Origin of the sequence: Arcobacter defluvii (assembly GCF_013201725.1) — a bacterium.
Classification (GTDB): Bacteria; Campylobacterota; Campylobacteria; order Campylobacterales; family Arcobacteraceae; genus Aliarcobacter; species Aliarcobacter defluvii.
Genome location: NZ_CP053835.1, coordinates 261,048 through 282,930, shown reverse-complemented (window position 1 = coordinate 282,930; position 21,883 = coordinate 261,048). Strand labels below are relative to the sequence as shown.

Here is a 21,883-nt window from a genome sequence, read left to right as displayed (position 1 = left end):
TTACCTTTTTATTAGAAATCCTAATTATTATATTTTGAATATAATTTTTGATGTTTTGAGATATTATCAATATATGGTTTATTTACTCTTATAGAAGTAGGTAAATTTTCCATTGCAATATTAGCATCTTTTACTGATTTAAATATACCATAAATAACCTTAGCACTCTTCATTTCTGGACCAAAAGGATAAGTATACGAACTATTTTTATCTAAGCCATTTGCACTAACATACTCTTTTGCATTTTCTAATCCTTCAGTCGTTGTAATATTTATCGTATAGTACTCTGCTGGAGCTTCTAAAAAAGTTGCATATTCAGATTTATTTTCAATTGGCATTTTTGTAGGAGCAACTAATGGTTCAGCTTTTTTTATTTCTGTAGGTTCATCACCTAATAGTGCTTTTAAATCACTTGATTCATTATTATTTTGTGCAGCTAGCTTTTGTTCTGAAACGATATTATTTAAAGCTTTTTCATCAGAACAAACATCATTTTTTGGATCTAGAACAGTATCAGTTACCATAGATAAAGAGAACAAAATATCATAATAATTTTTGTATAATTCATATTCTCTATTTACTAAACTTTTTTTAGCTTCATAAAGAACTGTTTGAGCATCTAAAATATCAACAAATGTTCTAGTTCCTGATTCAAATTCACTTTTATATACTTCAACTATATTTTCATTTGCAACAACATAATCTTTTAGCACAGATATTCTATCTTTATTTTTTAAAAATCTTTGATAATTAACTTTTAACGATTCAACTACTTTATTTGTAACTGCATCAAGTCTCTCTTTCTGTTCCGCTAAAAATAGTTCTTCTTGTTTAGATACGGCATGATCTCCACCACCATTGTATAAATTCCAAGCCAAATTTATTCGACCATATACTTGGTTTTCAATTCCTTCTTCATTTAATGATAAATCATTATCTGTTAATGCTTTTAATTCTAAACTAAAATTTGGTAAAAATTTTGCATCTGCTTGTGCAATTTTTTCTCTTTGAGCTTTTACTCTTTCTATTTGTTCTAGAATTTCATTATTCCTTAAAACAGCTAGTTCAACTATTTGTTGTAAACTATTTGGAATCTTTGATAAATCCATTTTAGGTCTACATTCATTTCCTGTTGGGTCAATTCCTACATATCTTTTAAATGTACTAATTCTTGAACTTTTTAAATCATTTTCTTCTAAATATTTTTCTTTCACAAAACTTAGTTTTGAATCAACTTCGTATGTTTCTAAAATTTCACCACTAATTGCTTCTTTTTCTTTTGCAATTTGAAGATTCTCTTCATTTGTTGTGATCATATCTTTAGTTAATCCTAACATTTCGTCATATTGAACTAAACCTGTATAAGCTGTAATTGTTTCATAAACAACATTTTCTATATTATTATCACTTCTGTATTTATTTGCTAAATCATTATGTTTTGCTTCTCTTACTTGGCTAGGAGTTAAATCACCATCATAAAGCATTTGATTTAATGCTATTCCAACATTATATCCATCTTCTTGATCTGAACCATTTACATACTTATTTGAATTTGGTTGATCATATCTTTTGTCAGAATTACTTTTTTCTAATCTTCCATCTATATCGATTCTTGGTAAATAATTAGCTTTTCTTTCATCAATATATTTTTTAAAAGCTTCTTGATTATTTCTTTCAGCTATTACCTCAGGATTTGTTGAAAGAACTCTTTCTACACTCTCTTTTAAACTTGCAGCGTGTAAAAAAGAACTTGCAAAAAATGAAATACAAGCAAATTTTAATATTTTTGTTTTAAACATTTTAACTCCAATTATGTATTTTTAAGAGATCTCTTAAATAATTTTTTATGTTACTTTACTAGGTTAAAACTTAATTTAATATTAATCAAATATTAACAAATGTAATTCTAAAATTATTAATTATTTCTAAGTTTTAATATTATAACATAAACAATTATAAACAGAGAGCTTAAAAATGACTATCAGTAATCACTACAATAAAATTCTAAAAACCTTAAATATTCTCTATATTGAGGATGAAGAGACTATTAAAGAAAATGTAAAAAAAACTTTACAATTATTTTGTGAAAATGTACTTGATGCACAGAACATAAAAGAAGCAAAAGAATTATTACAAAATAGTAGAATTGATATTATTATTTCTGATATAAATTTACCTGATATTTCAGGTATAGATTTTATAAAAGAACTAAGAAAAATTGATAAAACTATTCCAATTATTATATTAAGTGCATATACAGATAAAAAATATTTATTAGAAGCTACAAAATTAAAACTTATTGACTATCTTACAAAACCTGTAGATTTCAAAAGTTTAAATACTGCTTTATATAATTGTGTAGATGAGATTTTAGATAATTCAAGATACATTATCTCATTTAAGAATAACATAACATATAATGTTTTGCAAAAAAAATTAATTAATAATATAAATAACGAAGAAATTTCACTTACATCTAAAGAACTAAATTTATTAGATTTATTAATACAAAATAGTAATAGAGTTATTTCAACAGATGAATTAAAAGCTCATATATGGGAAGATGAATATGAAGCTACAGATTCGGCTTTAAAAAATCTATTAAATAAACTTCGGAAAAAAGTAGGTAAAGAATCTATAATAAACTTATCAGGTGTTGGATACAGATTGAATTACTGATGAAATTTTATATTTTTAACAATAGTTTGTTATAATCTTCTTCAATATATTATTAAATATATCTATACTTCATTTATTCTAGGTAAAAATGAAAATACTACTAATAATTTTTTTATTATTTTTAAATATTTATTCAAAAGATGTAGATTTTAAAATTTCTTATGACCCAAACTATGCTCCATTTTCATATAATCAAGATGGTAAAGAAGCTGGTTTATATATAGATATTTGGAAATTATGGGCAAAATATAATAATTATACAATAGAATTTGTTGATGGGAATTTATGGGAAAATGCAATAAATTTAGTAAAAGAAGGAAAAGTTGATTTTTTTATAGGTACAAATTCATTTGAAGATTGGATGGTTTCTTCAGATTTTTTCTATGAAACAAAAAGTACATTTTTTACTTTAACAAAAAATAATTTTCTTATAGAAATGAAAGAACATTTAAAAATAGGATTAATTGGAAATGATTATAAAGATATTATTTTAAATAAATTTCCAGATTCAAATATTATAATTTATAATGACTATGTAGAATCAATCAATGCTTTAAGAAATAACCAAATTGATTTAATTTATGATGATAAATTAGCAATAGAATATTTCTCTGTTCAAAATAATTTATTCCATTTGATAAAACCTTTAGATAATTTAATAACAAAAGTTAAAACTCAAGCAATAACAACAAATAAAGAAAAAGCAGAAATTTTCAATAAAGGTTTTATTAAAATTCCAACTATAGAACTATTAAATTTAGAAAAAAAATGGATTCTAAATGAAAATGAGCAATATTATCAAAACTTTAAACAACCACTTAAACTAACAGATGAAGAGTTAAACTTTATAAAAAATAATATTATAAAAGTTTCTATTTCTAATTCTTGGGAACCTTTCACTTTCAAATCGAAAAATAGTGACCCAATTGGTATCTCTTCGGAATATTGGAAATTAATTTTAAATAAACTTAATTTAAAAACAAAAAATGAATTTTATGAAACATTTTCTCAACAATTAAATAGCATAAAAGATAAAAAGAGTGATTTGATTTTCAGTGTGGGAGAAACTCCTCAAAGAAAAGAATATGCAACTTTTTCAAAAGAATATGCAAGTTTTCCAATATCCATTGTTACAAAAAAAGATGAAAACTTTATCGAAAATATTTCTATAATAAAAAACAAAAAAATTGCAATTGGAAATAATTTCACGGCGCATAATATATTAAAAAATAAATTCCCAAATATGAACTTTATACTTGTAAATAGTATAAAAGAAGGATTGACTTTAGTTTCTAAGGGTAAAGCTTATGCTTTTATAGATATTCAACCTGTACTTTTTTATAATATTGCAAAATACAATTTTGACAATTTAAAGATTTCTGGTAATACAGGCTTAAATTTTAGTTTAAAATTTATGATTAGAGATGATTATCCCATTCTAGAATCCATTTTAAATAAAGCCATATCTTCAATTTCTATAAATGAATTAAATTCAATTATAAATAAATGGAACAATGTACAGTTTCAAACAAGTTTTAACTATGATATTTTTTGGAAGATGGTACTAGTTATTTTATTGATTTCATTGGCTTTTATTTACAGAAATTTAACTCTTAAAAATATAAATAGAACTTTAAAAACAAAAGTTGAAGAAAAAACAAAACAATTAAATGAAATAAATAAAAATCTAGAATTGCTTGTAGAGAAAAAAAGTAGGGAATTAATACAAAAAGAGAATATTTTAAATCATCAATCAAAAATGGCTGCTATGGGAGAAATGATAGAAAATATTGCTCATCAGTGGAGACAACCTCTTTCAGTAATTTCTACTGTCGCAACTGCTGCTAAATTGAAAAAAGATTTAAAAATGCTTGATGATAAAGAATTTTATGAAACAATGGATATTATAAATAACTCTTCACAGCACCTTTCAAATACTATTGATGATTTTAGAAACTTTTTTAGTAATGATAAAGAGGTTTCTTCTTTTAATATTAACACTCCAATAGATAAAGTTATTTATCTTATTAATAGTAAATTAAAAAATAGAAATATTCAAGTTATAAAAAGTAGCTTAGAAATTAATATTTTAGGACTTGAAAATGAATTTATACAAGTAATTCTAAATATTATAAATAATTCAATTGATGCTTTTGAAGATAAAAATGATATAGAAAAATATATTTTTATTAATATCTATAAAGAAAATTCAAATGTTATTTTAACAATCAAAGACAATGCAGGTGGAATAAAAGAAGAAATTATTGATAGAATATTTGAACCATACTTTACGACAAAACATCGAAGTCAGGGAACAGGAATTGGACTTTATATGTCTATTGAAATTATAAAAAAACATATGAATGGTGAAATTTTTGTTTCTAATAAAGAATATATATATAACAATATAAAATGCAAAGGAGCAGAATTTAAAATAAAACTTCCAATTAATGAATAGTTTTATTTATGATGATGATCTTCTTTTTTCCATTTTCTTTTTAGATTATGTATATACACTATCAATATAAAAAATGCACAAGATGTAAATCCTAAAGCAATTAATAAATCAGTTTCACTAGGAATTGTTTCTAATAAAATTAACTTTCTAATAATTACAACGAAAGCAATTTCTAAAAAGGTTAAAGCGTAATCAAAACCATTTTTTATAAATAATGTTTTTACAATTGCAATAACAATTAAGGTAAATAAACCATCTGTCAAAATATTTTTACTTGATGCAAAATCTAAAGCACCTTGAGCAAGAGTAAAAGAGACAATTTTATGAGATAAACTCATAATACAAATTGCTAAATACAAAATCATCGCTAAAATAAAAAAATATTTAAGCATATTTATCATTTTCAATAAAATAACATCAACTCTATTTTCTAGAACTTTATCAATTTTATTTACTTTTATAAAAACTTTTTCAATAAGACTCTTTTTCTCTTCTTCTTTCATTATTTTACAACTTATGATTTATTTTTCGCAATGGTATCAAAGTTTCATAAAAAGAAGATAAATTATTAACCTATTTTTGTAAACTCTTCAAATAGCTTATTTGAAAGTGGAATTTCAAGTTTTAATTCTAAATTTATTGGTTTATTATCCCAATATTTTATGCTATTTGCAATTCCAAGATATATAAAATCTTGTGTTTTTTTATCAACTTGCGCAAATTTCCGCACAAATATATGAAGCTTTACACTAAACTTTTTATTTTCACACAATCTTTCACCATCACCTTTATCAGAAGAATGACTTGGTTTACTTTGATAAGTAAAAATATTTTTTGATAAAAAAGTATTATGATAATTTGCAGATTTTGAGAATTTCTCTTTTTCTAGATTTATAAATAAAAAGAAATCATTTTCATATTTTAAAAATCCACTTCCTCTAAATGAACTATGAATTTTTGGGAAATTACAAAGTTTTGCAATATTTAACATATTGTATTTAGAATAAAGTTTTAGAAATGGTTTTCCAAAATCAGTTGAGCTAAACTCCTCTTCATAATTATAAATTCCAAAATTCAAACTATCTTCAAAGATTTTTTTATAATTCTCATTTTTCAAAAGTTCTTCAAACTCTTTTGTTTTTTTTGCAACTTTTCCATCAAATTTCAAAAGTTTTAAATATCTACCAACTTGAGCTGAATCTAAAAAGTCTTGATTTAAATATAAGAAACTATGAATTATCGTTTGATCATCAACTCTATCTAAATACTTATTCAAAATTTTAAAAGCAATGTCAATATCACAAAAATCATTGTTTAAAAGATATTTTAAAATCACAAATTCATAAATTCTTTTTATAGGAAATTCATTTTCTATAAATCTTATAGCTTTTGTAAAGTTTTCATTTAAAACTAACGCTTTTAACTTTTTATCATCTTCAACTTTTGCTAAAAATTCAATGTAAGATTTACTTTCATTTATAAATTTTAAAGGATTTATCACATCTTCAAATTGCAAAAAATCTACCAATGATGGAATTTTCCCTAAGATATTTTTAAACTCAAAATATTGCTCTTTTAGATATTTTAATTGATTGAAATTTTCTTTGTTTATTTGTTCAAGGATTCTATTTTTTGAAATTTCATCCATACTTATAAAAGCATTTTTAAAATCTGCAAAATTATTTTGAAGTGAGAGCTTAATACTCTCTTTATCAATCATTTTATTTCCAACCAAAGCTAATGCGATTAAATAAGCTTTTTTATGATTTCCAATAAAGTCAAGAACCGTTAAAAACTCTTTATTTTCATATTTTCTAAGACCTCTTCCTAATTGTTGAATAAAAACTATCGGTGAATTAGTTGGACGTAAAAACAAAACCATATTTATTGATGGAATATCAATACCTTCATTGAAAATATCAACTGTGAAAATTACTTCTAAACTGTCATTTTCATTTTCAAGTCTTTTGATACTCTCTTCTCTTTTAGAAATTGAATCATCACTTGTAAGAGTTATAGAGTTTATACCTTTTTTATTAAATTCATTTGCCATAAAATTACAATGTTCTTTTGAAACACAAAAACCTAGAATTTTTCTTTTATTTCCGCTATTTGAGTAAAAATTTATTTTTTCAACAATAAAATCGACCCTTTTATTCACACTTAAAAGTTTGGCTAAAACATCAATCTTTGTTAAATCCACATTTTCATAATCTATACTTTTTATATCTGTAATTCCATAATAATGAAAAGGAACTATTAAATCATGTTCTAGTGCGTCATTTAGCCTTAAATCAAGTGCTATATTTTCGTCAAAAACTTCATAAATTGAATTTCCATCCATTCGATTTGATGTAGCAGTAAGTCCTAATAAAAACTTTGGTTTAAAATAATCTAAGATTTTTTTATAACTAGAACTTGTTACATGATGAGCTTCATCAATAATTATATATTCGAAAAAATCTTGTGAAAACTCTAAAAAATTTAAACTCATAGTTTGAATAGTTGAAAATAGATAGTTTTTATTTTGCTCTTTCTTATTTCCTGTATATAACCCAAATGAATTGATTTCTGGCAAAATATTTTCAAAATTCTCTTTTGCTTTTATTAAAATATTTTCCCTATGAACTAAAAAAAGCATTGTTTTTGCTTTGAATTTTTTCACATCAAAGGCGCTTAGATAAGTTTTTCCTGATCCAGTTGCAACAATAATTAAAGCTTTATTTTCACCTTTAGTTCGTAAATTTTGTAATTTTTGTAAAGCTTTTTCTTGCATAAAATTTGTTTTTATTTGATTTAAACTAAAAGATTGAAACTCTTTATTTTGAGAATTTAGAAAGTTAGAATATGAAGTTAAAAATTTGTCATTTACTTCAATTGAACCTTTCCAAAGAGATTCAAACTCATTTAAAATATCTCTTAAAAAAACATCATCTTTTTTTGTTATTGTTTTTACATTCCACTCAATATTTGATTTAAAAGCGCTTGCAGTTATATTTGAAGAACCAATTAAAATTTTATATTCATCTTTAAATTCAAATATATAAGATTTACTATGAAAACCTATATTTGAACTATTACAATCATAGATTTTTAACTCTATATTTTCAAACTCTTTAATTTTTTCTAATGCTTTTATTTGCGTAAAATTTAGATATGTCGAAGTTAATATTTTACCTTTTATATTTTTTTCTTCTAACTCTTTAAAACTATCTAAAAGTAGTTGTATTCCTGAAAAATTTATAAATGCTACATTAAAATAAAAACTATCGCACTCTTGTAGTAATTCTGTGATATTATTATAAAAATTTGTTATTTGATTATTGGTTATTAAACTATTCAAAAAAAACCTTAAAATTAAAAATTGATTATAATCAAAGCAAACGTAAAAGATTATAAATCACAATTCATTCACACTTGTACTTCATAATTTTAAAAATAACCAAAAGGATAAATTATGAAAAAATTGATTTTAATTTCACTTTTAAGTATATCACCCGCACTTTTTTCAGCTGATATAGGTGTGAGAATCCAAACTCCAATAGGTAATAATGCCATATTAGATATTGGTTTTAGATCAGATGATCATAGATATGATAACAGATATAGAAGTTTTGATTATAACAGATATGGTTACTACGATAATTTTGGTTACTATTTTGGATACTTTGATAGAACTGGTTATTTTTATAACAATATTTTCTTCCTTTATGATAGTAGATATAGTTATTATGATAGATTACATAGAAGAGGTAATTTCAGACCTTCTCATCCGCATTATAGAAAATATGTTTACCATAAAAATAATGATTGGAATAGAACTCATCAGTTTAGAGATAATAGACAGCCAATATATGGACCTTACTATGACAAAGAGTATAGTAAACAAAATCACAATATGAAAAAGCATTATAATAATGATAAACCATATTATAAAGAACAAAGACAATTTAAAGATGATAGAGGACCTCATAGATAAATTGTAAAGTTTGATATTGAATAAAAAAAATATAATTTATTTAATTTCTCAAGAAGAATTAAATAATAAAGATATCTTATTTAATTTTATATATTCGAATGAAAAGTCTAATTACTATTTAAGTGAAGACTTTTCAAAGGATTTTTATATAGAATTAGCTTCATTTGGTTTTATAACTACTTCTATAACATTAAATGATAAATTTTATCTTCTTCCTGAAATACAATTTGATTATGCAATACTTGATTTTGAAAATTTACATATTAGTAAAAAAGTAAAATCTCTTTTAAATAAAGATAGCTATGAATTTCATATCAACAAAAATATCAATTTAGTTTTAGAAAAATTGGAAATTTATCATAAAACAAATTGGTTGAGAGATAAATATAAAAACTTAATTTTATCTTTAATCAATTATAAACATTCAAATATAAATTTTGAAATAATGAGCATAGAACTCTATGATAAAAACTCGCAAGAGTTAATCGCAGGAGAAATTGGTTATAAAATAAATTCAATTTATACTTCACTTACAGGATTTTCTTCAAGTGATAAAAAATACAATAATTGGGGAAAACTTCAATTAGTTTTATTAGCAAATTATTTAAAAGAAGAAAAGTTTTCTTTTTGGAATTTAGGTCATCCTTATATGCAATATAAATTTGATTTAGGAGCGGTAAGCTACTCAAGAAAAGAATTTCTAAAAAGATGGTTACCGCTAATTTCTAATTAATCTTTTTTATTTATCTCACTTTTTTGTTTTATTGTTTCATATTTTTCTTTATAAATATCATTACCTTTAAAAATATAAAATAATGCAATTAATCCTAATATAAACCAAAAAATAAAATCATACTTTTTCAAAATAATTCCTACTTATAACCCACTTGCTAAATTAATCCCTAAGTATGTATTATAGGCTATATAACAAGCAACTAAAATTAACCCTTCAACTCTAGTAATCACACCTTCTTTATTTTTGAAACTATATGCCATAACTAAAAGAATGATTGTTAATAAAAACATAATTATCCAATCTCTTTGTAATACTTCAATTGGAATATTATTCATAGGAGATATAACCGTTGCGATACCAATTACAGCCAATAAATTAAACATATTTGATCCAACAACATTACCAATTGCAATATCATGTTCACCTTTTCTTGCAGCAACTACAGATGCTGCAAGCTCTGGAAGTGAAGTTCCAAGTGCAACTATTGTTAATCCAATAATTAAATCACTAACACCAAATTCTTGAGCAACACCAACAGCTCCCCAAACTAATAATCTTGAGCTTGCAATTAGTAAAACTATTCCTACAATAAGCCAAATAATTCCAGCTTTTAAACTTAATTCATTTTCTATTAATTCTGCATCCATTTCTGTTCCAAAAGTATCGCCTCTACTTTTTAAAGCTGTATAAATAGACCAAATAATTAAACTAAAAAATCCAGCTAAAAGGATTACTCCTTCAAAAAATGTTAATGAATTATCTAATAATAAATATCCAGTTATTAAAACAATAACTAACAATAGAGGTATTTCTTTTTTGATAATTTTTGAGTTTACAACTATTGGAGTAACTAAAGCTGTAATTCCTAAAATAAGTGCTACATTCACTATATTTGAACCAATTGCATTTCCAAGAGCAAGACCAGGATTACCTTCCATTGCAGCGATTGCTGATACAACCATTTCAGGTGCACTTGTACCAAATCCAACTATTAAAATACCAATTAATAAACTTGGCATTCCAAGATGTTTTGCTGTACTTGCAGCCCCTTCAACAAACTTGTCTGCACTCCAAACTAAAATTACAAAGCCAACAACAATTGAGAGTAAATAGAAAATCATTTTTTACCTTTTTTTATAAAAAAATTTGCGCAATTATAGTTAAATATTATTAATCAAAAGTTTATCGATACATAAAAGCTTAATTCAAACTCATCATGTTCATCAAAAAAATCTAATTTATTATAAACAGCATAAGAAGGCTTTGTAGTCGTTTCATATTCACTTTTTGGTAACCACTCATGATATACCCAGTGAATAAATGGAAGTACATCTCCTGTTTTTCCTTTTAAATCAAATTTCGCATATACACCTTCTGCTATTTTAAATTTTGGCAATCTATCACTTTTTACATCATCTTTGTCATTAACTACTATACAACCAATATATTGGCACTCATTTAAAGGAGTAATGGTTGGATTATCATGAAAAAGAGCAATTCTTTTATAGGAATTAATATTATTTGTTAATACCCAAGTTTGAAGCTTCTGCCATGTCTCTTTAATATTTACATTATATCCCTTATTTCTAATATAAAAACTCTCAATTGCTGGCATTTTTACAATAGAAGGAACTATATTCCTAAAATCTGCTGTAGATTGCATAGCTTTTTGAGATTGTTGAAGTATCTTTTTTGAATACTCTTTATATCCTCCATTTTTCCACTCTTTAGGACTCATATCAAATCTATCTTTAAAGATTTTTATAAATGATGATTGGGAAGAGTATCCACACTGATTTACTATATTAGAAATTGTCGAATATTTATTTGTTAAAAGTAGATTTGATGCTTTTTGAAGTCTAATTGATTTAATGCTTTCATAAATATTTTTTCCAAATGCTTCTTTGAAAATTCTATGCATATGAAATTTACTCACGCCTAAATCAATACTTAATTCTTCTATGTCTATATTTGTTTCTATATGAGTATAAATATAGTACATTATGTCATTTGCTATTTTTGTTCTTTTTTGTAACGTTTCTTTTTTCATAGTATCATTATAACACATAATAACTATAAAATAAGCACTAAAAAACAATTTATTTAGCACTTAAAAAGAAGAACATTTTGTTAAATTTCCCTAAAATTACACCCGTTTAAATCATTTATTGATTAATCAGAACTAAAGGATTTCCTTATGGAAGAAGTAAACTTAATCGCAGAATCAGTAAAGTTTATGTTTTTAGGGATGGGAGTAGTATTTGCATTCCTAATAATCATGATATTAGTACTAAAAGCACAAGGGATAATATTAACAAGATTTTTTCCACAAGAAGAGAAGAAAGTTGTAAATACAACACCAATAAAAAATAGTACAAATACAGAGACTGCAAAAATAGCTGCAATAGTAGCAGCTGTACAACATCATAAAAATCTAAAGGGTTAAAATATATGTCTAAAAAATATATAGATATCATGGATACAACTTTTAGAGATGGATTTCAATCTGTCTTTGGAGGAAGAGTCCTAATGAATGATTTCTTTCCGGCTGTAGAAGCTGCAAAAGAAGCAGGTATAACTCACTTTGAGTTTGGTGGAGGAGCAAGGTTCCAATCTTTATTCTTCTATCTACAAGAAAACGCATTTGAAATGATGGATAAATTTAGAGAAATCGTTGGACCATATGCAAACTTACAAACTTTAGCAAGAGGTATCAACACAGTAATGCTAGATACAGGTTCTAGAGAATTAATCGACTTACATGCAAAAATGTTCGCAAAACATGGAACAACAACAATCAGAAACTTTGATGCATTAAATGATGTTCAAAACCTTGAATATAGTGCTGAATGTATTAAAAAATATGGATTAAATCATGAAGTAGTTGTTACACTTATGGATTTACCTCCAGGTTGTACTGGTGCTCATGATGTAGCTTTTTATGAAAAAACTTTAAGACAAATTCTAAATAGTAGCTTGCCATTTGATTCTTTATGCTTTAAAGATGCATCAGGGACAAGCTCACCTCAAAAAATTTATGAAACAATCCAAATGGCAAGAAGATTAGTGGGTAATGATACTCATATTAGACTTCATACTCATGAAACAGCAGGTGTTTCAGTTGCCTGTTATCTTGCTGCACTTGAAGCTGGAGCTGATGGTATTGATTTAGCTGCAAGTCCAGTAAGTGGTGGAACAAGCCAACCTGATATTCTTACAATGCTTCATGCAGTAAAAGGCAAGAATTATGATTTAGGTGGTTTAGAAATTGATAAAATTCTAAAATACCAAGATGTATTGGCTAATTGCTTAAAAGACTACTTTATTCCTCCTGAAGCTACTCAAGTTTCTCCTTTAATCCCATTCTCTCCAATGCCAGGTGGTGCATTAACTGCAAATACTCAAATGATGAGAGATAATGGTACTTTAGATAAATTCCCAGAAGTTATTAAAGCTATGAGAGAAGTTGTTGAAAAAGGTGGATATGGTACATCTGTAACTCCTGTTTCTCAGTTTTATTGGCAACAAGCATACGCAAATGTAATGTTTGGTCCATGGAAACAAATTGCTCCTGGATATGGAAAAATGGTTTTAGGTTACTTTGGTAAAACTCCTGTTGAACCAGATGCAGAAGTTGTAAAACTTGCAGCTGAAAAACTAAAACTTGAACCAACAAAAGAAAATCCTTTAGATATAGCAGATAGAGATGAAAAGAAAAAAATCTCTGTTTGGAAACAAAGATTAGAAATTGAAGGAATTGAAGCAACTGAAGAAAATATCTTTATTGCTGCTGCTTGTGATGAAAAAGGAATTGCATTCTTAAAAGGTGAATCACCTTTAAATGTAAGAAAAATTGATACAGTTTGTGAAGATAATAAAGATTGTAAATTAGGAGAGAATAAAATGGCAAATGCAAATGGAAACTATACAGTTGTAGTTGATGGTCAAAAGTTTAATGTAACAATTGCTGAAGGTAATGCAGATATTCAAGTAACTCCTGTTTCAAATACAGTAAGTTCAGCACCTGCACCAGTTTCTTCAAATGGTGGAACAGAAGTACCAGCCGCAGTAAATGGAGCAGTATGGAAAATTTTAGTAAAAGAAGGTGATAGAGTTGAAAAAGATCAACAAATCATGATTCTTGAAGCTATGAAAATGGAAATAGATATAACTGCACCAGTTTCTGGAGTTATTACTAAAATTTTAGTTGAAAATACGCAAGCTGTTGATGAAGGTCAAACATTAGCCATTATTGGTTAATGAGGAATAATTTGATGAGAAAAAATATACTTATAGCTTTTTTTCTTCTGTTTAGTGCATTTGCACTAAATAGTTTTGCTTCAACACCTAGTGTTGAAACACCAACTGAAGAGAAACAACCTTATCATTCAAAAACGATGAGTGAATTAGTTGATTCATTTTATGCAACAACTGGTATTAAAGCTTTGTTTGAACCGCAAGCTGGTGTACTAGATTCACATGGAAAAGAGATGACATTCTTTGCTCAAGGGTATGGAAGAATCATCATGATTTTCATCTGTTTCTTATTGTTCTATTTAGCAATTAAAAAAGGGTTTGAACCATTACTATTAATTCCAATTGGATTTGGTGGATTATTAGCAAATATACCAATTGCAAATATGGCAGGACATGATGGAATGCTAGGAATTATTTATAGTATGGGTATTACAAATCAATTTTTCCCATTATTAATCTTTATGGGTGTTGGAGCTATGACAGACTTTGGTCCATTATTAGCTAATCCAAAAACTGCCCTTCTAGGTGGTGCTGCACAATTTGGAATCTTTGGATCACTTGTTGGTGCAGTTTTATTATCTCAATTTGTTCCAGGGATTAACTTTTCATTAGAACAAGCTGCTGCTATTTCAATCATTGGTGGAGCTGATGGACCAACATCTATTTTCGTTGCTTCAAAACTAGCACCTGAATTACTTGGAGCTATTGCAGTTGCAGCATATTCATATATGGCATTAGTACCACTAATTCAGCCACCAATTATGAGAGCATTAACTACAGAAAAAGAGAGAAAAATAAAAATGTCTACACTTAGAAAAGTTTCTAAGTTAGAGAAAATTGTTTTTCCATTAGTAGTATTATCTTTAACATTATTAATTCTTCCAGATGCTGCACCATTAATTGGAGCATTATGCTTTGGTAATTTTGCAAGAGAATCAGGAGTTGTTGATAGACTTTCTGATACAATGCAAAACGCATTAATTAATATAGTAACAATATTTTTAGGATTAGGTGTTGGTTCAAAACTAGCATCAGAGCAATTCTTAGTAGCAGAGACTTTAGGAATTATGGCAATAGGTCTTTTAGCATTTTCTGCAGGGACTGCGATGGGTGTAATAATGGCTAAAATAATGAATTTAGTAAGTTCAAAAGAGAGTCAGATAAATCCTTTAATTGGAGCAGCTGGAGTATCTGCTGTGCCAATGGCAGCAAGGGTTGTTAGTAAAGAAGGTCAACTTTATGACAAATCGAACATTTTATTAATGCATGCGATGGGTCCTAATGTAGCTGGTGTTATTGGTTCAGCAGTTGCTGCTGGTGTTCTTTTATCGATATTTAAATAGTTTATTCTAAATATCTTATATTAAGCCCTTGTAGGATTACTACAAGGGCTTTTTTTATATCCAAAATTAACTATAGATTTATAAAAAAGTAAAAGAATTATTAGGTATATATAAATAAAAAAAGGCTTTATACCTAAGTTCAAATCATAAATGCATAATTTCTGAAGAAAAGGTGTAAGTGGGGTTAACAAATATTTTGTTATCCTTATTTCGCCAAAAACAGGAAAAATATTTATGCGAAAATTCACACAGTTAACCCTAAAAGTAAGATATCAAATATCTGCTTACACTAAAGTTGGATACACTCAAATTCAAATAGCAAATACTTTAGGTATTTCACAATCCACTGTTAGTAGAGAGATAAAGAGAAATAGTTCTGAAGGTATTTATAAACCAGAACTTGCTGAACAGTTTAGTTTCTATAGACACAAATATAAATCAAAGCATTTAAAGCTTACTAGAAAAGTAATGAATTACATCAAAGATAAATTAAAATTAGATTGGTCTCCTGAACAAATATCAGGAGTAATGAAATTACAAAAGCTTTCTTATGTATCACATGAAACTATTTATCAATATATCTACAAAAATAAATGCCATGGTGGAAAGTTATATTTAATGCTACGTCATAAAAACAAAAAGTATCACAAGAGAGGAAATGACTATAACTCTAGAGGAATTATTAAAAATAGAGTATCAATTGAGAAAAGACCAAAAGTTGTTGAATACAAAAAAAGAGTTGGTGATTTTGAAATTGATACAGTCATTGGTAAAAACCATATTGGAGCATTAGTTACAATAGTTGATAGAGCAACAAAGTTTACTCTCATCAAAAAAGTTGATTCTAAGAAAGCTGATGTGGTTACACAAGCTTTAATTGATATGCTTTATCCAATAAAAGCAATTACTCATACAATTACTTCTGATAATGGTAAAGAGTTTGCTTATCATGAAGAAGTATCAAAAGCTTTAGATACAAAGTTTTACTTTGCAAATCCATATCATTCATGGGAAAGAGGATTAAATGAACATACAAATGGTTTAATACGTCAGTATTTACCAAAACAAACAGATTTCACTAAAGTCAAAAGAAGAGAAATTAGAGAAATACAAAACAGGTTAAATAACAGACCTAGAAAATCTCTTGGTTACAAAACTCCATCTGAGGTTTTTTATGCTAAAGTTGCAAAAGTTTTAACAGCTTAGTTTGGTGAATTTATGCATTTATCTCTTGAATTGGCGATATAAAAAGTATAACTTCTTATATAAAGCCTCTTAAATGGAGCGGGAGACGAGACTCGAACTCGCGACAGTCTGCTTGGAAGGCAGAAGCTCTAGCCAACTGAGCTACTCCCGCTTAAAGTGGTACTCCCAGTACGATTCGAACGTACGGCCTACGCCTTAGAAGGGCGTTGCTCTATCCAGCTGAGCTATGGAAGCATTAAAAAATAAGGTTAAAAAAAGCCTTACACAAAAAGTTACTTTACTTCTTATATAAGGCTTTTAAATGGAGCGGGAGACGAGACTCGAACTCGCGACAGTCTGCTTGGAAGGCAGAAGCTCTAGCCAACTGAGCTACTCCCGCTTCATATAGTGGTGCGGATGAGAAGAAAATCTAAAATTAACTACTTAATACCACTCATTACCATAAATACACGCTTTATGATGGTGAAATTATAGCACCTTAATCTTAAAAAATGGTTAAGAATGGCACCATAATGACACCAGAATTAATTAAAAATATAAATCACCAAAAATATAACTACAAATACCTCACAAAATAAATCTTCTAACTTTTTTAATTTTTGTTATCACACCTAAAATAAAACCAAACAGAAAACTTTTCTTTTTGCATTTTACTCACTTGTTAGTTTCAAGTTTTTTTCTCATTTCACTCTAACAAATTATTTTAATGATACTAAAAATAAAACTATTGCTATTTTATATTTTATTATAAATAAAAATTCATTCCTTACATTCCTACAAAACCCGATGAAACTAACGAGAGAGGTAAAACCTAAAAAAGTTTTTTGATAGTTGTTTTTATTTTCTAAAATTAAAAAAAGAAGATAAAAGACAATCCCCTCAAAAATCTTCAAAAAAGGTAATTTTTTTAAAGGAAAGACAAAATGACACATTCACAAATAGAAGAACAATTTAAAGGTATAGATGGTATTAATGAGGCTAAAAAGATTTATAAACAATTAGCAAAAAAATTACACCCTGATGTTGGAGGAAGTGATGAACTTTTTAAAATGTTAAATAGTATTTATACAAATATTTTAGAAAATGGGATTTACTTTTCAAATGAGTTTAAATTTGATTTAGAAATAGAAAAAATCATTTCTCAAATTTTACACTATGAAAATATTTTAATTGAAGTTGTTGGTTCTTGGGTATGGGTTTCAGGTGACACAAGAGAAATCAAAGAAAAACTAAAAGAACTAAATTTTAAATGGGCTTCAAAAAAAAAGCTATGGTTTTATGGTGAAATGAAAGGAAGAAACCCAAATGAAAAATCTATGGAAGACATTAAAAGTAAATATGGTTTTGAAACTGTAAAGACAAAAGAAAAAGGAAAATTAACATATTAAATATTTTAAAAGATAGGCTTTCCCTATCTTTTTTATAAATTTATAAATTTCTTTTTAAACCTATCATTTTAATTTGGCAAGGTTTTTTTATTGCTATAAAATTACTATACAAAAAACAAAAAAATTAAAGGAAATGAAAATGAGTATAACAAATTATGATTTAGTATCACCAGAGTTATCAGATATTGAAAATTCAATTGTATATTGTTTAAAAGGTATGGTTTGGAACAGTCAAACAAGTGTTTATTGTTCAGAAGAAGAAGCATCACATAATGTGAAATATATAAAAAGTCTTATTGAAGACTATTGTGAGGCTTATTTAAGAAATGTTTCAGAAAATAGAACTTATTTAGTTGAACCTGATATTAAAGGTATGTTGGAAAAAATGGGGTGTATATTTGAATAATTAATCAATAGAAAAGAAAATCAAACTCATAACTTTTTGCTACTTTTAGATAAAATAAAACCTATTTAATTATTATTAAAAGGTTTTATTTTTATGTCAATGTTTCAAAGTTCAGTATTAAAAAGTTTCTCACAAAATGAAAGTTTAGTAGCCATTAGATGGGCTGAATTCCAAAAGTTTTTATCAAAAGTTGATTATGTAAAACAAGTGGAAGAAAATCAGGTTATAGTATCACTGTAAAATCACTTATTCATATTTATGTATGATTAAATATCTTTGTAAAAGAAAAAATAGCCAATTAAATTTGGCTATTTTTTTAATATTATTGCTTTAAATATTCATTACATTTTTTATTAAAAAGATTTCCATATCTATTAACTTATTATCTGTAAAACCAAAAATTATTTTGCGTGTTTCAGTCTCATATTTATAATTACTATATTTATCTTTATTCACTACAGGTTTGAAGTATTGCTCACCTAAATATTTTCTTACAAATTCTGATGACATATTTCTTTCTATTTTTATATTATCAATTAAAATTGGTTGAAAATATTTTTCAAAGTTTATAAAAATACTATGATAAAGAGGACTATCACTTTTTAAAATTGAACTCTTCATAATTGGAATTGGAGTGATTGGATTATATTCCATCATTCCATAAAAATCATATGTTGATAACTTATTCATATCTATTTTAAATAACTCACTTATTAATTTAAAATCATTAGAAGACAATTTATACCCATTAATGTCGATATAATCATTTTTAATAATGATGTTATATTCTATATTATTAGAAATCAGTTTTGCATTATCACCAGAATTTAAATCAATAGGAAAAGTCTTTAAACCTATCCAAAGAATAGTCATTAATATACCAAAAACTATAAAAAAACTTTTTTCTTTTAGAGTTTTTTTTATAATCTTAAATATTAAAAATGTTATTAAAAATGCAATTAAAGCAACTATTCCACCAGTGATTCCAGAATCAAACATTTTATCTATCATTATTATATCTTCCCTTTTTCTTTTATTAATTTGTATTTACCCTTATTGAAAATATAAATTTTTTTATCATAAAAAATTCTTGAATTCTTTAAACCTATTTTTTCTATTAATAAATTTGGTATTTCATTTTTACTATTTACAAAATCAATTCTGCTTCCCCAATCATTCTTAATAGTATCATATGCACCAGCATCATTCAAACCGAATTCATTATGAAATATTTCTTCAAATTTTCCATTATTAAATAATTCAAGTGTAACAAAATCTTCACTAAAACCTTGATTAACATAAGTAAAATCATATTTAAAAACGAATAAATCTTTTTTAGGCTTAATTAATCTTGGCACTACAAAACTTCCCCATGTTCCAAGTTGTGTCTCTTTATTTATAATAGATTTTTTGATTTTCCATTTATTATTTTCATTTTTTAGATAAAACCAACTCATTTTTGGAACACAAATATGGCAGTTAAATTTATTATATGATGAATATAATAATAAAACTTCATTCTCACTAAGGTTATATTTTTTTTCTAAATTATGGTTTAAGTCATTATTATCAATATTGTCAAAAAATTTATTATTTTTAGAATATTTTTCTAACTCTAAAATGGCATATCTTTCATATATTTCATTTGACTTATTTTGAGAATTTATCTCTTGAAAATATTCCTTTAGTCTAATTGAATAATTATATTTAATTTCATAAAATACTCGTATCCATTCCAAGTCAAATTTGCTTGTTTTTTCTAAAAATTTTTTTAAACTTAGTTCATATTGATTCCAAAGTTTTTCTATCTGTAAAAAATCATTTTTAAAAATAAGAGGTTTTTCTATTTCTGCACCCTTTTTTGTATTTACAATAAAATTATAATTATCTAAATAAAGATTGTCTATATCATTCAAACTGAAATAACTTGATAATTCTTTATTATCAGATTTAATAATTTTATTATTTAAGACAAATTTTAAAGCACTTTCAAAAGATTCCAAACCTGATTGAATAGATTTCAAAGAACAAAGTGAAGAATTACAAAAAGAAACTATATTATCAATTTTTTGATTTTCTTCAATATAGTTCATAAATTTAGTATTTAGATTAATTGCTAATTTTTCATCAAGTTTATATTTTTTTGTTATTTCTTCTAATATATAGACTATTCTTTTTTTTGTAGTTTCATTATCTATAGATAAACTTATTATCTCACATTCAGTTGAAAAATGTTTTTCTCCACAAAGTTGATTTAATTGTTCTTCTGATAGTTCAATATTACTCATTTTTTTTGGCTCATAATTTTTGATTATATTATTATAGACTTCTTTATTTGCAAATAAAAGAGTATTAAAGATAAAAATAATTGTTAGTATTTTAATCATTATTTATTCCCTCAAAAAAATTTATTTTAATCTCTTCCTTGTTGAAAAAAGAAGATAACAAAATAGATTTATCTTTTTTATTTATTATTTTTACAGACTTATCTTTTATCTCAATTTTAAAGCCCCATACTTTCAATAGATTTTTTTCTTCTTTTGTGTGCGATTGCATTATCTTTTCTATTTCTTCAAAATTTAATAATATAAAACCTTTATCTACAACTCTTATTAAAATTAAAAATTTTAAATATTTCATTCCATTAAATTTACTTATATTAATTTCTCTTAAATCAAACCAATAAAATTTACTTTTATTTAACGATAAAGAGGGAGATAAACAAAAAATATCATTTTTAATAAAAATAGTAGTATTTCTAATTTGTTTTAACTTCAACTCATTTAACAAAAAATCTTTTTCATAGTCAGATGTATATTGATGATTACCACTCATTTAAATTCCCCCTTTATTATAGTTCTTTCTCACATTATCCACCTTATTTCATTTTCTCATATTCTTCTACAATATAATCAGCAATTGGAAACCACAAAGTAACAATCCCGTTTTCTTCAGTAAAAACTTTTCCATGATTTTTATAAGATATAATTTTCATTTGATTAAAATTTGAAATAAAAACTTGACTATTTTTTAATCCTGCTTCTTTTTCCAATTCTTCTATAGTTATTGTATTTTTATTTTTGTTAGATAATTTCATATAAGCCACTAAAATTTTATGGTTATATTGATTTGGTTTAGAAAACCATGAAGGAATTTTTTTTCTTACTCTTTTAATTTCTTCTTCTTCTGTTCTATTTTGAGAAGATACATTATTTATGTTTTTTTCTTCACTAGTAACTTCATCCAAAACTCTTTTTGTATCTGTAATTATTGAAAAAAGTAACTCTTCTAACTCTTCATTATTAATTAAAATACTTTTTTTATAAGCTCTCTTAGAATTTTCTAATATTTTGTTTATTATTTCAGTCATAATTTAACTCCTTATATTTGAAATAATAAACTTAATTCACTTAATATATACTTATAAGTAA

Annotated in this window: 21 protein-coding genes and 3 tRNA genes; 11 read left to right on the top strand and 13 right to left on the bottom strand. The window is 25.5% G+C overall.

Annotated features, from left to right (window positions below):
* Positions 1 to 20 precede the first annotated feature (20 nt).
* Positions 21 to 1,799, bottom strand: a complete 1,779-nt coding sequence (locus ADFLV_RS01560; protein WP_129010305.1) for a TolC family protein — start codon at positions 1,797 to 1,799, stop codon at positions 21 to 23.
* A 175-nt stretch (positions 1,800 to 1,974) separates the two neighbouring features.
* On the opposite strand from ADFLV_RS01560, the gene ADFLV_RS01555 reads away from it, so the two are divergent.
* Together ADFLV_RS01555 and ADFLV_RS01550 are read left to right on the top strand one after the other, a co-directional pair.
* The gene (locus tag ADFLV_RS01555) at positions 1,975 to 2,679 is read left to right on the top strand and encodes a response regulator transcription factor (protein WP_129010304.1); all 705 of its coding nucleotides are present in this window, start codon (positions 1,975 to 1,977) and stop codon (positions 2,677 to 2,679) included.
* A gap of 88 nt (positions 2,680 to 2,767) precedes the next feature.
* Positions 2,768 to 5,137 carry a transporter substrate-binding domain-containing protein gene (locus ADFLV_RS01550; RefSeq protein WP_129010303.1) on the top strand — a complete coding sequence of 790 codons (2,370 nt, stop codon included), beginning with the start codon at positions 2,768 to 2,770 and terminating at the stop codon, positions 5,135 to 5,137.
* A gap of 2 nt (positions 5,138 to 5,139) precedes the next feature.
* Here the strand turns inward: ADFLV_RS01550 and ADFLV_RS01545 are convergent, their stop codons facing one another.
* Complete coding sequence (locus ADFLV_RS01545; protein WP_014473012.1) at positions 5,140 to 5,640, bottom strand: hypothetical protein; 501 nt, start codon at positions 5,638 to 5,640, stop codon at positions 5,140 to 5,142.
* Between the two features lie 65 nt (positions 5,641 to 5,705).
* Positions 5,706 to 8,480, bottom strand: coding sequence for a DEAD/DEAH box helicase (locus ADFLV_RS01540; protein ID WP_129010302.1), 2,775 nt, complete (start codon positions 8,478 to 8,480; stop codon positions 5,706 to 5,708).
* Positions 8,481 to 8,594: 114 nt separating this feature from the next.
* On the opposite strand from ADFLV_RS01540, the gene ADFLV_RS01535 reads away from it, so the two are divergent.
* Together ADFLV_RS01535 and ADFLV_RS01530 are read left to right on the top strand one after the other, a co-directional pair.
* Positions 8,595 to 9,116: a hypothetical protein gene (locus ADFLV_RS01535; protein WP_129010301.1), complete on the top strand. Its 522-nt coding sequence runs from the start codon at positions 8,595 to 8,597 to the stop codon at positions 9,114 to 9,116.
* 16 nt (positions 9,117 to 9,132) lie between these two features.
* Positions 9,133 to 9,849, top strand: coding sequence for a GNAT family protein (locus tag ADFLV_RS01530; RefSeq protein WP_014473009.1), 717 nt, complete (start codon positions 9,133 to 9,135; stop codon positions 9,847 to 9,849).
* On the opposite strand, the gene ADFLV_RS15190 is transcribed toward ADFLV_RS01530, so the two are convergent.
* Genes ADFLV_RS15190 through ADFLV_RS01520 form a run of 3 tightly spaced genes read right to left on the bottom strand, consistent with a single transcriptional unit; the run spans position 9,846 to position 11,902 of the window.
* On the bottom strand, positions 9,846 to 9,980 hold the full coding sequence (locus ADFLV_RS15190) for a hypothetical protein (protein ID WP_258239361.1): 135 nt from the start codon (positions 9,978 to 9,980) through the stop codon (positions 9,846 to 9,848). The two genes, ADFLV_RS01530 and ADFLV_RS15190, sit on opposite strands and share 4 nt — an antisense overlap.
* 12 nt (positions 9,981 to 9,992) lie before the next feature.
* Positions 9,993 to 10,973: a calcium/sodium antiporter gene (locus ADFLV_RS01525; protein WP_129010300.1), complete on the bottom strand. Its 981-nt coding sequence runs from the start codon at positions 10,971 to 10,973 to the stop codon at positions 9,993 to 9,995.
* Between the two features lie 53 nt (positions 10,974 to 11,026).
* Complete coding sequence (locus ADFLV_RS01520; RefSeq protein WP_129010299.1) at positions 11,027 to 11,902, bottom strand: AraC family transcriptional regulator; 876 nt, start codon at positions 11,900 to 11,902, stop codon at positions 11,027 to 11,029.
* 147 nt (positions 11,903 to 12,049) lie between these two features.
* Here ADFLV_RS01520 and ADFLV_RS01515 point away from each other — a divergent pair, with 147 nt between their 5' ends.
* The 4 genes from ADFLV_RS01515 (at position 12,050) to ADFLV_RS01500 (ending at position 16,658) form a co-directional block, all read left to right on the top strand.
* Positions 12,050 to 12,298, top strand: a complete 249-nt coding sequence (locus ADFLV_RS01515) for an OadG family protein (protein ID WP_014473006.1) — start codon at positions 12,050 to 12,052, stop codon at positions 12,296 to 12,298.
* A 5-nt stretch (positions 12,299 to 12,303) separates the two neighbouring features.
* On the top strand, positions 12,304 to 14,112 hold the full coding sequence (locus ADFLV_RS01510) for a biotin/lipoyl-containing protein (RefSeq protein ID WP_172658744.1): 1,809 nt from the start codon (positions 12,304 to 12,306) through the stop codon (positions 14,110 to 14,112).
* A gap of 14 nt (positions 14,113 to 14,126) precedes the next feature.
* Positions 14,127 to 15,452, top strand: coding sequence for a sodium ion-translocating decarboxylase subunit beta (locus ADFLV_RS01505; RefSeq protein WP_014473004.1), 1,326 nt, complete (start codon positions 14,127 to 14,129; stop codon positions 15,450 to 15,452).
* Between the two features lie 234 nt (positions 15,453 to 15,686).
* Entirely contained in the window at positions 15,687 to 16,658 is a 972-nt protein-coding gene (locus ADFLV_RS01500; RefSeq protein WP_014473003.1) for an IS30 family transposase, read from the top strand.
* A 74-nt stretch (positions 16,659 to 16,732) separates the two neighbouring features.
* On the opposite strand, the gene ADFLV_RS01495 is transcribed toward ADFLV_RS01500, so the two are convergent.
* From ADFLV_RS01495 to ADFLV_RS01485, 3 genes are all read right to left on the bottom strand, one after another.
* Positions 16,733 to 16,809 (bottom strand) — tRNA-Gly (locus tag ADFLV_RS01495).
* Between the two features lie 6 nt (positions 16,810 to 16,815).
* Positions 16,816 to 16,892, bottom strand: a tRNA-Arg gene (locus tag ADFLV_RS01490).
* Positions 16,893 to 16,960: 68 nt separating this feature from the next.
* A tRNA-Gly gene (locus tag ADFLV_RS01485) sits at positions 16,961 to 17,037 on the bottom strand.
* A 544-nt stretch (positions 17,038 to 17,581) separates the two neighbouring features.
* Between ADFLV_RS01485 and ADFLV_RS01480 the strand changes: the two genes are divergently transcribed.
* The 3 genes from ADFLV_RS01480 (at position 17,582) to ADFLV_RS01470 (ending at position 18,692) form a co-directional block, all read left to right on the top strand.
* Positions 17,582 to 18,046, top strand: coding sequence for a hypothetical protein (locus tag ADFLV_RS01480; RefSeq protein WP_129012156.1), 465 nt, complete (start codon positions 17,582 to 17,584; stop codon positions 18,044 to 18,046).
* A 139-nt stretch (positions 18,047 to 18,185) separates the two neighbouring features.
* Positions 18,186 to 18,452: a hypothetical protein gene (locus ADFLV_RS01475; RefSeq protein WP_129012155.1), complete on the top strand. Its 267-nt coding sequence runs from the start codon at positions 18,186 to 18,188 to the stop codon at positions 18,450 to 18,452.
* 93 nt (positions 18,453 to 18,545) lie between these two features.
* Positions 18,546 to 18,692 (top strand): hypothetical protein, encoded by a 147-nt coding sequence (locus ADFLV_RS01470; RefSeq protein WP_164968549.1) that lies wholly within the window; start codon positions 18,546 to 18,548, stop codon positions 18,690 to 18,692.
* Between the two features lie 90 nt (positions 18,693 to 18,782).
* On the opposite strand, the gene ADFLV_RS01465 is transcribed toward ADFLV_RS01470, so the two are convergent.
* The 4 genes from ADFLV_RS01465 to ADFLV_RS01450 are packed head-to-tail and all read right to left on the bottom strand — an operon-like array spanning position 18,783 to position 21,822.
* Positions 18,783 to 19,463: a hypothetical protein gene (locus tag ADFLV_RS01465; protein WP_129012154.1), complete on the bottom strand. Its 681-nt coding sequence runs from the start codon at positions 19,461 to 19,463 to the stop codon at positions 18,783 to 18,785.
* Between the two features lie 2 nt (positions 19,464 to 19,465).
* Complete coding sequence (locus ADFLV_RS01460; RefSeq protein WP_129012153.1) at positions 19,466 to 20,839, bottom strand: hypothetical protein; 1,374 nt, start codon at positions 20,837 to 20,839, stop codon at positions 19,466 to 19,468.
* Positions 20,832 to 21,287: a hypothetical protein gene (locus ADFLV_RS01455; protein ID WP_129012152.1), complete on the bottom strand. Its 456-nt coding sequence runs from the start codon at positions 21,285 to 21,287 to the stop codon at positions 20,832 to 20,834. The genes ADFLV_RS01460 and ADFLV_RS01455 overlap by 8 nt, the downstream gene beginning before the upstream one ends.
* Before the next feature lie 43 nt (positions 21,288 to 21,330).
* Complete coding sequence (locus ADFLV_RS01450; protein WP_129012151.1) at positions 21,331 to 21,822, bottom strand: hypothetical protein; 492 nt, start codon at positions 21,820 to 21,822, stop codon at positions 21,331 to 21,333.
* Between the last annotated feature and the right edge of the window lie 61 nt (positions 21,823 to 21,883).